The sequence below is a fragment of the Burkholderiaceae bacterium DAT-1 genome (genome assembly GCA_019084025.1).
Taxonomy (GTDB): domain Bacteria; phylum Pseudomonadota; class Gammaproteobacteria; order Burkholderiales; family Chitinimonadaceae; genus DAT-1.
The window spans coordinates 334876-350500 of sequence record JAHRBI010000007.1; the positions used below are offsets into that span (position 1 = coordinate 334876).

Here is a 15625-nt window from a genome sequence, read left to right on the forward strand (position 1 = left end):
CGTCTCGCACACAGGACGATGAAGGAAAGAAGGTTCGCTCAATGATGCAAGCGTTCAGAAACCAATCCTACCTCTTCGGTGGTAACGCACCGTTTATCGAAGAGTTGTATGAAAGCTATCTCGCTGATCCGCAATCGGTATCAGCAGAATGGCGGGACTATTTCGACAAGCTGCAACTGCAGCCGGGCAATGTCGAACGTGACATTCCCCGTGCCGGTATCGAAGCCTCGTTCGCACAGATGGCCAAGCAGCCACGTCGTGCCTCGGGCGGTGTCGATGCCGAACTGATGAAAAAACAGGTGGCAGTGCTCAAGCTGATCACCTCCTATCGCGTGCTGGGTTCGCGTTCCGCGAATCTGGATCCTTTAAAGCGTATGGATGTTGCACCGATCCAGGAACTGGACCCGGCCTATCATGGCCTGTCCGCTTCCGATATGGCGGTGACATTCGATTGCGGCTCACTGGGCGGTGGCCCCGAGCGCGATACGCTGGCCAATATCATTGCCCGTCTCAAGCAGACCTACAGCGGCAATATTGGTCTGGAATACATGCATATTGCTGATTCGGTTCAGAAGAACTGGGTTCAGAAGCGTTTTGAAGAAATTCGCTCTACACCTAGTTTCAATGCCGATCGCAAAAAGCGCATTCTGAAGCAGATTACTGCAGCCGAGACGCTTGAACGCTATCTGCATACCAAGTACGTCGGCCAGAAGCGCTTCTCGCTGGAAGGCGGCGAAAGCTTGATCGCGGCTATGGACCATCTGGTTCAGGCATCGGGCGAGCAGGGCGTGCAGGAAATGGTGATCGGTATGGCCCACCGTGGCCGTCTGAATGTGCTGGTCAACACACTGGGCAAGCGTCCGGCTGATCTGTTCTCCGAATTCGAAGGCAAGTACAGCTACGATCTGCCGTCTGGTGACGTGAAGTACCACATGGGCTTCAGCACCGACATCCCGACCGCAGGCGGGCCGATCCATGTGTCGCTGGCGTTCAACCCGTCGCACTTGGAAATCGTGAATCCTGTAGTCGTGGGTTCGGCCCGCGCACGTCAGCAACGTCGTGGCGATCGTACCGGTGCACAAGTGCTGCCGGTGCTGTTGCACGGTGACTCGGCCTTTATCGGCCTGGGTACCAACCAGGGTACGTTCAATCTGTCGAATACCCGTGGCTACGGTGTGGGCGGTACGGTTCACATCGTGATCAACAATCAGATCGGTTTCACCACCTCTGATACCCGCGATACCCGTTCGACACTGTATTGCACCGACATCGCCAAGATGGTCGATGCGCCGATTTTCCACGTAAACGGCGATGATCCCGAAGCCGTGTGTCTGGTGATCCAGGCTGCATTGGACTTCCGCATGGAATTCAAGAAGGATGTGGTGATCGATCTCGTCTGCTTCCGTAAGCTGGGTCACAACGAAGGTGACGACCCGATGCTGACGCAGCCGATGATGTACAAGAAGATCGCCAAGCATCCGGGCACCCGCAAGCTGTACGCTGACCGCCTGGTGGCTGAGGGCGTACTGAAGGCAGAAGATGCCGACGCTCAGATTGCTGCCTACCGTGCCGCGCTGGATAAGGGTGAACATGTCGAGCAAACCACGCTGACCGATTTCAAGCGTAGCTACGCCATCGATTTCTCGCAGTACAAGGGTACGCACTGGGCACATCCGGTGGATACCAGCCTGTCTGCTGCCGAGATCGCGCTGCTGGCTGAAAAGTCCGTGCGTCATCCGGAAGGCTTCAAGCTGCACCCGACCGTCGAAAAGGTCATGAAGGCACGCGTTGAAATGGGCAAGGGCACCCAGCCGATCGACTGGGGTATGTCCGAAATCCTGGCTTACAGCTCGCTGCTGGAAAAGGGCTATGCTGTCCGTATTTCCGGGGAAGATTCGGGTCGCGGTACATTCAGCCATCGCCACTCTGTGCTGCACGATCAAAATCGTGAGCGTTGGGATGCCGGTTCCTACGTGCCGCTGCGCAATCTGAGCGACAATCAGGGTAACTTCCTGGTCATCGACTCGATTCTGAATGAAGAAGCCGTGCTGGCCTTCGAATACGGCTACGCATGTTCCTCACCAGACGAACTCGTTATCTGGGAAGCCCAGTTCGGTGACTTCGCCAATGGCGCGCAGGTCGTGATCGACCAGTTCATTACCTCCGGTGAAACCAAGTGGGGCCGCTACTGTGGTCTGACCATGATTCTGCCGCATGGCTACGATGGTCAGGGTCCGGAGCACTCATCCGCACGTCTGGAACGTTACCTGCAACTGTGTGCCGAGCATAACGTGCAAATCGTGATGCCGTCGGAAGCCAGCCAGATGTTCCACGTGCTGCGCCGTCAGCAGCTGCGTCCGTATCGCAAGCCGCTGGTGATCTTCATGTCCAAGCGCCTGCTGCGCTATAAGGACTCGATGAGCCCGCTGTCACATTACACCGAAGGTCAGTTCCGCCCGGTGATTGGTGATCCGGATCAACCGAATCCGAAGAATGTGAAGCGCGTGGTGGCCTGTTCCGGTCAGGTGTTCTATGACTTGCTCAATGCACGTCGCGAACGCAAGATCGACGATATCGCCATCGTCCGGATTGAACAGCTGTATCCGTTCCCTGCTGATGAATTCAAGGCTGAACTCGGTAAGTACACCGGCGCCAAGGAAGTCATGTGGGTTCAGGAAGAGCCGCGCAACCAAGGTGCATGGAACCAGATCCGTCATCGTCTGGAAAACAGTATGGGTCCGAAGCAGACACTGCTCTACGCAGGTCGTCCGTCCTCGGCCTCGCCAGCGGTTGGCTACATGAGCAAGCACGTAGCACAGCTGAAGGCGTTTGTGGATGAAGCCATGACGCTGAGCAAGTAAGTTTTAGGCAGAGGTGTCAGGGCCGGTACATGCGTACCGGCCATTGGCGCTCTTGTGATACCCAAGGCAAGCAAGCCAATAAGGCCGAACAACGGAGCCGAATCAATATGCTGATCGAAGTCAAAGTCCCGCAGCTCCCAGAGTCTGTATCTGAAGCAACGCTGGTGGCATGGAAAAAGAAGGTGGGCGAAGCTGTTGCCCGCGACGAAAACCTGATTGATCTGGAAACAGACAAGGTCGTGCTGGAACTGCCAGCCCCGCAAGCCGGTGTGATTGTTGAAATCCTGATGGCTGATGGCGCAACCGTCACCAGCGGCCAACTGATTGCCAAGATCGATACCGCAGCTGCTGCCAGCGCTTCCGCACCAGCCGCCGCACCAGCCGCCGCACCAGCCGCCGCACCGGCTCCGGCCGCGGCACCTGCTGCTGGTGCCGCCGCCATGCCAGCCGCCAAGAAGGCCGCTGCAGATCTGGGCGTGGATACCGCCACCATCGCCGGCTCTGGCCGTAATGGCCGTGTACTGAAGGAAGACGTGATTGCTGCTGCGCAAAAGCCAGCAGCCGCACCGGCTCCTGCAGCGCCTGCCGTGGTGATTGCCGCTGGCGATCGTCCGGAACAACGCGTACCGATGTCCCGCCTGCGCCAGCGCGTGGCTGAGCGTCTGGTTGAATCGCAATCCACCGCTGCGCTGCTGACGACATTCAACGAAGTCAACATGAAGCCGGTCATGGATCTGCGCAACCGCTACAAGGACAAGTTCGAGAAGGATCACGGCGTGAAGCTGGGCTTCATGGGCTTCTTCGTGAAGGCTGTGGTCCACGCACTGAAGAAGTTCCCGATCGTGAACGCCTCGGTTGACGGTACTGATATCGTTTACCACGGCTACTACGACATCGGCGTGGCAGTGGGTAGCCCACGCGGTCTGGTGGTGCCGGTGATCCGCAATGCGGACCAACTGAGCCTGGCCGACATCGAGAAGCAGATTGCCGACTTTGGCAAGCGCGCGCAGGAAGGCAAGCTGGGCATTGAAGAGCTGACCGGTGGTACTTACACCATCTCCAACGGTGGCACCTTCGGCTCCATGATGTCGACCCCGATCGTGAATCCGCCGCAATCCGCGATTCTGGGTATGCATGCCACCAAGGAACGCGCAGTGGTCGAAGGCGGTCAGGTTGTCGTTCGCCCGATGATGTATCTGGCGCAATCCTACGATCACCGCATCATTGACGGCCGCGAAGCCGTGCTGAGCCTGGTGGCCATCAAGGAAGCGATCGAAGATCCAGCGCGTATTCTGCTGGACCTGTAATTCATGTCTTGGGGATGCATGACGCATCCCCTCCGGTTTTCTGGTGACGGACTCAATCCGTTACTCCATAAATGGGTGTAATCATGTCCCAACAATTCGACGTCATCGTGATTGGTGGTGGTCCAGGTGGCTACGTCGCCGCGATCCGCGCCGCACAACTCGGTTTCAAGACCGCCTGTATCGACGCAACCACAAGCAAGGATGGCAAGCCCAGCCTGGGCGGTACCTGCCTGAACGTGGGTTGTATCCCGTCCAAGGCGCTGCTGCAGTCGTCCGAAAACTTCCATAACGCCGAGCACAGCTTTGCCGATCATGGCATCAGCACTGGCAAGGTGAGCATGGATGTCAGCAAGATGTTGGCCCGCAAAGACGATATCATTGCTAAGAACACTGGCGGTATTGCCTTCCTGTTCCGCAAGAACAAGGTGACCTCCTTCCATGGCGTGGGCGCATTCAAGGCCAAGGCTGGCGACAAATATGTCATCGAAGCGAAACTGGCGGATGGCAAGGTAGAAGATCTGGAAGCGACCCACGTGATCGTGGCAACCGGTTCCAGCGTTCGCCAGCTGCCGGGCGTGACCATCGACAACCAACTGGTGCTGGACAACGAAGGCGCACTGGCCATTCCTGAAGTGCCGAAAAAGCTGGGCGTGATCGGCGCGGGCGTGATCGGTCTGGAAATGGGTTCCGTGTGGAAGCGTCTGGGCGCGGAAGTGACCGTGCTCGAAGCCATGCCGACTTTCCTGGGTGCCGCTGACGAACAGGTTGCACGCGAAGCCCTGAAGTTCCTGACCAAGGAAACTGGCCTGATCATCAATACCGGCGTGAAAATCGGTGAGATCAAGTCGGGCAAGCAGGATGTGACCGTCAATTACGTTGACGCCACCGGTGCCGAGCACAAGGCTGTATTCGATAAGCTGATCGTGTCGATTGGTCGCGTACCGAACACCAAGGGTCTGAACCCTGAATCGGTGGGGCTGAAGCTGAACGAGCGCGGTCAGATCGAAGTGAATGACGACTGTCAGACCAATCTGCCGAATGTCTGGGCGATTGGCGACGTGGTACGCGGCCCGATGCTGGCACACAAGGCCAGCGAAGAGGCCGTTGCCGTGGCCGAACGCATCGCCGGTCAGCATCCGCATATCGACTTCGGCGTGATTCCGTGGGTGATCTACACCAATCCGGAAATCGCCTGGGTCGGCAAAACCGAGCAACAGCTCAAGGCTGAAGGCGTCGAGTACAAGAAGGGTCAATTCCTGTTCTCCGCCAATGGCCGTGCGCTCGCACTGGGTGAAGCCAAGGGCTTCGTCAAGATGCTGGCTTGCAAGAAGACCGACCGCATCCTCGGCGTGCACATCGTAGGTCCGTTCGCTAGCGAACTGATCTCCGAAGCCGTGGTGGCGATGGAATTCTCCGCCAGCAGCGAAGACCTGGCGCGCATCGTCCATGCTCATCCATCGCTCAGCGAAGCCCTGCATGAGGCTGCACTGGGTTGTGATGGCCGGACGCTGCATAGCTAATACCCGTACCCAAGTGAAACGTGAAAGGTGAAAACTTTCCACGTTTCACGTTTCACTCATTGATCAAACAGAGGAAACGTAACAATGAACCTCCACGAATATCAAGCCAAGGACCTGCTGTCCAAGTATGGTCTGCCGGTGCAAAAGGGCGTTTTGGCCACCACTCCGGAAGAAGCAGCCAATGCTTACCGCGCACTGGACGGCAAGTTCGCTGTTGTGAAGGCACAGGTCCACGCAGGTGGTCGCGGCAAGGCTGGCGGCGTGAAGGTCGTCAAGAGCGCTGACGAAGCAGCCGATGTGGCAAAGAGCCTGCTGGGCACCCGTCTGGTGACCTATCAGACAGACGCCAAGGGCCAGCCATGCGGCTCCGTACTGGTCTGTGAAGACATGTACCCGGTTCAGCGCGAACTGTACTTCGGTGCCGTGGTGGACCGTTCCACCCAGCGCATCGTCTTCATGTCCTCCACTGAAGGCGGCGTGGAAATTGAAGAAGTAGCACACAACACACCGGAAAAGATCATCAAGACTGTGGTCGATCCGCTGGTGGGTCTGCAACCGTTCCAGGCTCGTGAAGTTGGCTTCCAGCTGGGTCTGGACGACAAGCAGATCAAGCAATTCACCGGTCTGATGATGGGTGCGTACAAGGCATTCGTTGAAAACGATTTCGCCCTGTTCGAAATCAACCCGCTGGCCATCCGTGGTGACGGCAGCCTGTGCTGTGTGGATGCCAAGATCGGCATCGACAGCAACGCAGCATTCCGTCTGCCGGCACTGGTTGCACTGCGCGACAAGTCGCAGGAAAACGAGCGCGAACTGAAGGCCTCCGAATTCGACCTGAACTATGTTGCGCTCGAAGGCAACATCGGTTGTATGGTGAACGGTGCCGGTCTGGCGATGGCCACCATGGACATCATCAAGCTGAAGGGTGGCCAGCCGGCTAACTTCCTGGATGTGGGCGGCGGCGCAACCAAGGAACGCGTGATCGAAGCGTTCAAGCTGATTCTGGCTGACGAATCCGTGCAAGGCGTGCTGATCAATATCTTCGGCGGTATCGTCCGTTGCGACATGATCGCTGAAGCCATTATCGCTGCCGTGAAGGAAGTGCAAGTCACCGTGCCGGTAGTGGTGCGTCTGGAAGGCAATAACGCCGAACTGGGTGCCAAGATCCTGGACGAGTCCGGTCTGAAGCTGACCTCGGCTCAAGGCCTGAACGACGCAGCCGAGAAGATCGTTGCTGCAGTCAAGGCCATTGCCTAATCAACCACGCACTGTAAAGGAAAAACCATGAGCGTTTTGGTTAACAAAAATACAAAGGTGCTGGTGCAAGGTTTCACCGGCAAGAACGGTACCTTCCACGCCGAGCAGGCGCTGAAGGTCGGTACCAAGGTGGTCGGTGGCGTGACACCGGGCAAGGGTGGTTCCGAGCATCTGGGTCTGCCAGTGTTCAACACCATGCGTGACGCGGTTGCCTCGACTCAAGCCGATGCATCCGTGATCTACGTGCCGGCACCGTTTGCCAAGGATTCCATTCTGGAAGCCATCGACGCAGGCGTGAAGCTGGTGGTATGTATCACCGAAGGTGTGCCGACCATCGACATGCTGTACGTGAAGAAGGCCGTGGACGAAGCAGGCATCCGCCTGATCGGCCCGAACTGCCCGGGCGTGATCACACCGGGTGAGTGCAAGATCGGTATCATGCCGTGGCACATCCACAATCCGGGCCGCATCGGTATCGTGTCCCGTTCCGGTACCCTGACATACGAAGCTGTGGCACAAACCACCGCACTGGGTCTGGGTCAATCGACCTGTATCGGTATTGGTGGCGACCCGATTCCGGGTACCAGCCATATCGACGCACTGAAGCTGTTCCAGGACGATCCGGATACTGACGCGATCATCATGATCGGTGAAATCGGTGGTTCCGCTGAAGAAGAAGCAGCCGAATTCGCCAAGTCCTACGTGACCAAGCCGGTTGTCGGTTACATCGCGGGTGTGACCGCTCCGAAGGGCAAGCGTATGGGTCACGCCGGTGCGATTATCGCCGGCGGTAAGGGTACTGCAGAAGAGAAGTTTGCTGCCTTCGAAAAGGCTGGCATTGCTTACACCCGCAGCCCGGCAGAAATCGGCAAGACCATGTTCGACCTGCTGAAGAGCAAGGGCATGATCTAATCAGCCTGATTGCGCTGATCACCAAAACGCCACCTCCGGGTGGCGTTTTTTTCATTGCACCGTGTAGCAGGAAACCTTGGCAATGGGGTTGGTATTGCTTACAACTAAAGGAGGATTCGAGGTCTCAGCGTACTCGACATGACTGAAAGGCGGGCGTGATGAAGTCTTGGCTGAACAATGTGATGCTGTCGCAAAAGCTGGGTGCCATGGTGTTGATTGCCATCGGGCTCTTTAGTGTGCCTTCCATACTTGTGTGGGAGAAGCTGAAGGAAGAGCGACAGATTACTTTGAATGAGCGTGCTGGCATGGGTGTCATGGCTCAAAGTGCAAAGTTAATGGCGCTGGTGGAAAATCAGCGGCGTGAATTGAGCGGCTCTAATCCATCCGATTCAGTATTGAAACAAATTACAACGCAGGTGGACGAGGCCGCTTCCAAGATCCGAAGCGATCCCGTTATCGGGGAGGACAAGGATTTAAAGGCGTCGCTCGACGACATTCTCAAGGCGCAACGCACCGGTGTTGCAGCGAAATCAGGATTTGAAGGCTTCCTCGCCAATACACGCGTAGTAGATGAAGTACTCGGCTTCCAAAGTGCGCTGGCAAATAAAACTGGCATGTCACTTGATCCAGAGGCAACTAGCTACTATCTGTACAATGCCGCGTATGTTCAAATGCCCTTACTGATGGAATCGCTGTCACGCGCACGTGATGCATTCGGGGGGGATTTGTACGCCAAAATCAACGAGTCTGCCCTGTATTTGAACGCAGTAGATGCCTATTTTCTACAGCTAGATTCTTCGATGCGGCAGATGTCGGACATGATCGATTTGGCAGCCCGGGCACAATCTGCGTCGAATGACGAAGAAATGGCCGGGCAACTACAGAAACTTAAAGAATCTCTGGCTAAATCAATTGAGCATATTTCCGGGAAATATGCAGCACTTAAGCAGGGAAAGGTCTCTAGCGAAGATGTAAAGTCATATAACACATCGATCAATGAAACCGTCCAGCTTGCAGCCAAGGCAACCAGTGAAATTCAAGAATTGCTGGATGGTGAGTTTCAACAACGACTGGATGACAATACCAAGAGTGCCACCAAAATTTCGTTGATGATAGGCATCATGTTTGCCCTCATGTTGGCGGTATCCTATTTTATTGGCGTGTCCATCAGTAAACCCATCAGATCTGCAGTCAGTGCGGCATCCCGCATTGCCTCTGGTAATCTGGACGATGCCAGAATCAGGCAGGAAGGGCGTAATGAAATCAGCAAGCTGCTGCAGGCACTGGATGATATGCGCATCAAGCTGGCCGAATCCCTCTCGAGAGAGCGGGCGGAAGCACTGGAAAATGCCCGTATCCGCACCGCGCTGGATTGCTCAAGCGCAGCCATTATGATTACCGATCTTGATCGCAGAGTGGTGTATCACAATCAAGCTGTTACTGATATGTTTGCAGTCCACGAAGCAGACATTCGTACCGCGTTGCCGCAATTCCGCGCTGACGCCATTTTGGGCAAGCAAGTCGAAGAGTTCCATCACGATCGCTCCGCCATGCTATCTGCAATTTCCAATATGGCTGGAACATTGCGTTCCCAACTTCAACTTGGCAGTAGACGCTTCCAGATTGCGCTGAATCGCGTTATCAATGCCAATGGAGAGTCGCTGGGCGTATCGGTTGAATGGGTTGACGAAACGGAAAGCCTGCTGGAAATCGAACGTGAGCGCGAACGTGCCGCTGCTCAGGCACGTGTTTTGACAGCGCTCGATAACGCCAGTGTCAATGTGATGATTGCAGATACTGAAAATTGCATCATTTACATGAATGGCGCAATGCGGAAAACATTGAAAGACGCGGAGTCCAATATTCGCAATGTAATGCCAACCTTTGCCGTAGATGACATCATCGGCTCGAGTTTTGATCGCTATCACGCCAACCCCTCAAAACAAGCCAATATGATTGGCAACTTGACATCAAAGCACGAAACAAAGATGCATTTAGCGGGACATCATTTCAGGCTTGTGGCTAATCCGATTCATGGTGAAGATGGCATTCGGCTGGGAACAGTTGTCGAGTGGAATGAGGTTACACGAGAAGTTGCAATCGAAAACGAGGTCGAGTCGCTAATTCATGCTGCCAATATGGGTAATTTTGGCATGCGCCTCTCTACGACTGATAAGGATGGATTCTTTAGATCACTTGCCGAGTCGCTCAATAATCTAATGGGCGTGTGTGAACGTGGATTGGCGGATGTCATTTCCATTCTTAGCGCGTTGTCAGAGGGCGATCTCACTGTGCGCATGGAAGGCGAATATCATGGTGACTTTGCCAGATTGCGCGATGACAGCAACGCTACAGCGGAACGCCTGGCGGCGATTATTGACCAGATCAAAACAGCATCCGATACGATTAGCGTCGTGGCACATGAAATTGCAGATGGCAATCAGAACCTGAGTCGTCGCACCGAAAGTCAGGCGGCGAACATCGAGGAAACAGCTTCCAGTATGGAAGAGTTTACTGGCACCGTTAAGCAAAATGCAGATAACGCCAAGGAAGCAAACAAGCTTGCACGTGGCGCGAGAGATATTGCCGAAGCAGGCGGTCAGGTGGTCGGTAAAGTGGTAGAAACCATGCAAGATATTAATGAATCGGCACGAAAGATTGTCGACATTATTTCTGTGATTGATGGGATCGCCTTCCAGACAAATATTCTGGCGCTCAATGCTGCCGTTGAAGCAGCCCGAGCAGGGGAGCAAGGCCGGGGATTTGCCGTTGTGGCCAGTGAGGTGCGCAACCTTGCACAACGGTCTGCTGCCGCCGCAAAGGAAATCAAGTCGCTCATCAGTGATTCTGTTGGCAAGGTCGAGGTGGGAGCCAAGTTGGTTGACGACGCAGGTAAGCAGATGCAGCAGGTCGTCAACGCAGTGAAAGGTGTAACGGATATCGTCAGTGAGATTTCTGCAGCATCTGCGGAGCAAAGCACCGGCATTGAGCAGGTCAATCAGGCCGTGATGCAAATGGACGATATGACACAGCAAAATGCCGCCTTGGTTGAAGAGGCTGCGGCCGCTGCGCAAAGCATGGCGGATCAGGCTGTTACACTGTCGCAATCGGTGGCGGCATTTAGATTGCCGCAGACTAAAGTGGTGGATCCGAAATTAGTGCATGCCATACCGGAGATTCGCAGTGCATCGCCAAAGCGTGTGACTAGCCCATCAAATTCCGGCCCTGTGTTGCCGCGGAGCATGAATGATCAGGATGACTGGGAAGAGTTCTAACGGGCTGACAGTACCTGTACGGCCGCCACACCTGTCTATTGAAAATGACAGCGAGTCGGTGCAGTATCGGTACGATCATTCATATTGGAGTTTGTCATGCTACGCCGTACCTTTCTGAGCTTGCTGGCCTGTGCTGCACTGTTTGCATCGGCAGAAGATGCGACACAGCCTTATGACGAGGCCGCCGATGCTAAGGCCGATATCCAGAAGGCGCTGCAACAAGCGGCCAAAGACAAGCAAACAGTTCTCGTGGTATTTGGTGCTAATTGGTGTGGCGATTGCCGCGCATTGGACAAAACGCTCAAGGCAGAAAAAAGCAGTGCTGTGGCCAAGCAGTTTCGCGTGGTGAAGGTCAATGTGGGTCGTTACGATAAAAATCAGGACATCGCCAAGATGTATGGCGTACCACTCAATAAGGGCATTCCTACAGTCGCATTGCTCTCTCCCAGAAGTGATGTCCTGTACACTACTCAGGCAGGTGAATTGGCCGACGCACGGAAAATGAGCGATGCTGATGTGTTTGCTTTCTTCGATAAGTTAGTGAAGGCACATCCCGTCAATTAAGCACTAATTAGATGAGTCTCATGTAAAAAAGCCGATCACACTCGATCGGCTTTTGATTTGATATTTAATGCGATTACTCTACAGTGTCATTGATAGGTCACCGTCCAGTTGACTGGAACAAACACGGTCCCGGCGGTAGGTGAAAGGCTATCCGACCCGATGTAGACATTAAACAGCCATTTATTGGTGATGCCGCCGGAAAGTGGTAATTTAAACGGTTCATCGGTGCGTATGCTTGGCGTGGTTTCATTTGCCGTGCTAAATGCCAGATATACCGGGGTGGCTGCGCTACTGACATTTCCGTTAGCGAATCGCGTTCCATTGCTTCCTGCGGGGCCGGAAAGCAACATAACCGCATTGGTGGAAATACTGCAATTGATACTGGCCGAGAAGTTTGAGACCCTTACAAAAGTACCAGCAACATTGCCGGTATTTACTGTTGGCAGGGGTACGGTTGGGCCACCGGAGCCTTGTACTGACACCGCGCATGCGTTGCTCGATTGAAATCCCACAGAAATATTCAAACGCATATTGATATTGAGGCAGTTTTGCGAGATTGACACACTACAGCGCGTGTCAGAAATACGGGCGTCTGCCGTAATTGCCCCATTAAATGAAGGCGTACTGCCTGATGCACCTGTATAAATAATCTCGAGTACTTGATTGAGTGATTGGGCATTGATTGCAGGTGTCTGGTATATACCAGTTGCCGCGCCATCACCATACCAGTAGCCAAATTGCGGGATACCCAGTTTCAGATATAAATCCGGATTGATTTGAACGCTGCCATCGGACGCAAATGTTAAACCATTACTACGCCCCGCAACACTGACATTGAGCCATTTCAACTGGATCGTACTTCGATTAGTGCAGTTGAATGAATAGGGTACAGTCCAGAAAAGTGTTGCGATCACTGCACCTTTTTGTGCACTCCCAGAATAGGATATCAAGCCATTATCAGAGCTGACATAAGTGCCCCATGGCGCGTTGCTCGTGCAATCTGCCTTGCACTGAATGCAAAGTAAACTGATGAATGAGAATAGTATAAGTTGAAAACGGACAATCGTAGATTGAGTGGTCATGTATTGCTGCACTTTTGTACCGCAGAATATTTAAATTTCGCGCATTGACTAATCTTTCGAGATTATTGTATTGACTCAAAATTTGCAAATTAAATATATACTATTTTTTCATGCACAAATGTGCACTATCAGCGATAGCGAAAGAAAATAAAGGTGAATGGATGAACAAAGCAGTTGAATTAATCTATTCAATGCTTCTGAGTTGAAGAATAAGCTTTTTGTGTGAAAGACGAGGGAAATGTTAGATGCCGGAGTAAGCATCTAACATGTTTGATCAGCTAAGCACGCACCGGTAGGTGCGTGCAGGTGCCCGGAGGGGGCATACTATGTTGGTGCGCCTTCCAGAATAATCTTCCAGTTGCTGCCCGAACGATTCCAGTAGAGCCTTTTTTGCATGCGATTGCTGAGATTATCACTTTGATAATTCTGAACAAAATTCGCCATCAACATAGCGCCAGTTGGGGTAGGGTAGGCAAACAGGCTGACCTCTTCCAGCTGGACTTTGACCCAGCGTTTACTGGCATTGACCTGAGCCTTCTGGGTTCGCCACTGAGCCAGGTTCAAACTGCCAGAGGTAAACTGTTCGGCGTAATGCGACAGATAGCGTGTCGTATCAAGGCTTTCCCAATCCTTACGCCAGCTCTCCAACTCGGCTCGAGCGGCATCGCGCCGCATCATCCAGTCTTCCTTACTGATCCATTCAACCTTGGGTGAAATGACAACCGGCGTACCTGTCGTGAGATAGGTGGCGAGGGTTCCCATATCCGGATTGGTCAACACCACGCATCCATTTGAAGCTTGTGGCGCTCTGCTATAGGTATCCGCAGGTGATCCGTGAAGCCAGATACCGTGGCCTGTGCGGCCTTCCCGTCTATCCCAGTCATTGGGATAAGATAATGGCCAGGCGCCAACGCCATACAAATCGGCTTGGGCGCCGTAGGTTTTATCAAGCTGCTCACGCGGTAATTTTCCGGTGACGAAATAGACTCCTACAGGCGAACGCTGATCGCCCTCACGTGACTTGCCAAACCCGAGTTTGCCGATGGTGACATAGAAGTCAGTAATATACTTGGGCGTACCGCCGTCGTTGCGATATACAAATATGCGGGAACGGCTTGCATCCACTACAACTGCGTATGTTTGTTTCTCTGCCAGATAAAGCAGATTGGCAGGGATTTCATTGACGGGAGGAGGTGCCTGATAGCGTTCTAATCGACGCATCGCCTCCAGCCGTAAATCATTGAGTTTGTCGGTCGGGCCATCGGCATTACCCATTGCTGTAATAGGCCGAACCTGCGCCATGAGCAGATCGCCTTTAACCAGATGCGCTAAACGATAGTTCGGCTTGCTCGCAATGAGGGTGTCGATAATACGTGTGGCATTCTCGAGTTGACCGCCCCGAATTGCGGTGAGTGCAGCAACCATCAGTTGCTCTGGATGATTACCCGCAGCAGAAATCAGTTGCTGCACATTGTCGCGAGACGCAGTGACGCCATGCACAGCTGCACTGTCGCCACTACTCGAGGCAGGGGCAAGAAGCGCTATCAGCGATAAACTGATAGCGGGCTTAAGCCAGGATCGTATCTTCATACTATTAACCTACACGCTCTTCGCGGATCAGCCAACGGTCACCGATACGTTCAAGCACCAGTGTCTTACCAGTTGACGTATCGAGCCGGTCAGAGCGGTACTTCTGAACGAAATGGACTGTTGCGCGATCGCCCTCAATCTTAACTTTGACGCCACTCACCTTAACAACAATCTTGCGCGCGCCTTCGATGCGCTCACGACGCTGCTTTTCCCACTCGGTGCGTGACATCCCTGCTGGCTTGAACGACTTGCTGTAGTAGGCGAGATAGGCCGAAACCTTTTTCGATTCCCATGCATCTGCCCAGGCATTCACGGCATGGACGATGTCCTGCTCCATCCGATGCGCCGCCTCAGGCTTTGCAGGTTGCGGTGTTTGTGCAGTTGCTGCGGGTGGCGGCGCGGGAGTTGGCGCCGGCGTCACGGCAGATGGTTTGCCGGTGACGGCAGGTGTCTCGCTTGGTTTGGGCTTCGGCTTAGCCGCTGCTACTGGTGGCAAGGTCGGTGTGGGTGTGGGCGTCGCTGGCTTGGTAGCGCTTACTGACGGCGCCACACTTGGTGCGGGCGCTGGTGGCTGAACAGCAGCCGGAGCCGGACTTGGTTTGATCACCGTGGTGGGCGAAGGCGGAGGCGTCACGTTATTGCTAGCAACAATGGTATTGCGGCTATACAGATCACGAACCAGGGCTAGCTTCGGTTGCTGTGCGCCTGCCGAGCTGCTTCCCCGGTCAATCTGCAGTGCTTTATCGTAAGCTTGTGCAGCCAGCCGGCTGTAGACATCGGCAAGGTTGGCGTGCGCGGTGGCATAAGCCGGATTGGTCTGGATTGCCATTTGCAGCGCCTGACGCGCACGATCAAGCTGGCCCTGCTGAGCATACAGCGCAGCGAGGTTATTGTAAGGTTCGGGCAGATTAGGATAGTCCTTGGTAAGGGACAGAAATGCCTGAATCGCCTCGTTTGCTTTCCCTAAATCTGCAAGGCCGCAGGCTTTCAGGAAACGGATGCGAGCATCCCTTGGCGCTTTAGCCAGAGCAGCATCGGCGCGCTCTACCGCTTCACGTGGCTCGCCTTTGCTGATCAGACTGGCAATATCGCCGGCCTCATCTGCCATAGCAGGCAACATCAACAGGGTGGCCATCAGGGCGGGCATGAAACGCTTGCTTGGCATGGTTAGACTGACTGGCAATGTAAAAACGACCGGCGATTGTAGCAGGCAGGCGGGATGGCGTGTTTATTTCCTCGCAGTTCGCTGGAAATGTC

At 54.2% G+C, this 15625-nt stretch carries 10 protein-coding genes; 7 read left to right on the forward strand and 3 right to left on the reverse strand.

The window, feature by feature from the left end:
- Positions 1–44 precede the first annotated feature (44 nt).
- From KSF73_16440 to KSF73_16470, 7 genes are all read left to right on the forward strand, one after another.
- Positions 45–2861, forward strand: coding sequence for a 2-oxoglutarate dehydrogenase E1 component (locus KSF73_16440; GenBank protein ID MBV1777311.1), 2817 nt, complete (start codon positions 45–47; stop codon positions 2859–2861).
- A 107-nt stretch (positions 2862–2968) separates the two neighbouring features.
- The gene (gene odhB / locus KSF73_16445; GenBank protein ID MBV1777312.1) at positions 2969–4168 is read left to right on the forward strand and encodes a 2-oxoglutarate dehydrogenase complex dihydrolipoyllysine-residue succinyltransferase; all 1200 of its coding nucleotides are present in this window, start codon (positions 2969–2971) and stop codon (positions 4166–4168) included.
- A gap of 83 nt (positions 4169–4251) precedes the next feature.
- Positions 4252–5688: a dihydrolipoyl dehydrogenase gene (gene lpdA / locus KSF73_16450; GenBank protein MBV1777313.1), complete on the forward strand. Its 1437-nt coding sequence runs from the start codon at positions 4252–4254 to the stop codon at positions 5686–5688.
- An 84-nt stretch (positions 5689–5772) separates the two neighbouring features.
- A complete protein-coding gene (gene sucC, locus KSF73_16455) occupies positions 5773–6945 on the forward strand; it encodes an ADP-forming succinate--CoA ligase subunit beta (GenBank protein MBV1777314.1) in 1173 nt (390 codons plus the stop codon).
- Positions 6946–6972: 27 nt separating this feature from the next.
- Complete coding sequence (gene sucD, locus KSF73_16460) at positions 6973–7857, forward strand: succinate--CoA ligase subunit alpha (protein ID MBV1777315.1); 885 nt, start codon at positions 6973–6975, stop codon at positions 7855–7857.
- Between the two features lie 158 nt (positions 7858–8015).
- Positions 8016–11132, forward strand: a complete 3117-nt coding sequence (locus tag KSF73_16465) for a PAS domain-containing protein (protein MBV1777316.1) — start codon at positions 8016–8018, stop codon at positions 11130–11132.
- A gap of 96 nt (positions 11133–11228) precedes the next feature.
- Complete coding sequence (locus KSF73_16470) at positions 11229–11696, forward strand: thioredoxin family protein (protein ID MBV1777317.1); 468 nt, start codon at positions 11229–11231, stop codon at positions 11694–11696.
- An 86-nt stretch (positions 11697–11782) separates the two neighbouring features.
- On the opposite strand, the gene KSF73_16475 is transcribed toward KSF73_16470, so the two are convergent.
- The 3 genes from KSF73_16475 to KSF73_16485 form a co-directional block, all read right to left on the reverse strand.
- On the reverse strand, positions 11783–12778 hold the full coding sequence (locus KSF73_16475) for a hypothetical protein (GenBank protein ID MBV1777318.1): 996 nt from the start codon (positions 12776–12778) through the stop codon (positions 11783–11785).
- A 324-nt stretch (positions 12779–13102) separates the two neighbouring features.
- Positions 13103–14368: a L,D-transpeptidase family protein gene (locus tag KSF73_16480; protein MBV1777319.1), complete on the reverse strand. Its 1266-nt coding sequence runs from the start codon at positions 14366–14368 to the stop codon at positions 13103–13105.
- Positions 14369–14372: 4 nt separating this feature from the next.
- Positions 14373–15515, reverse strand: a complete 1143-nt coding sequence (locus KSF73_16485) for a tetratricopeptide repeat protein (GenBank protein ID MBV1777320.1) — start codon at positions 15513–15515, stop codon at positions 14373–14375.
- Positions 15516–15625: the final 110 nt, after the last annotated feature.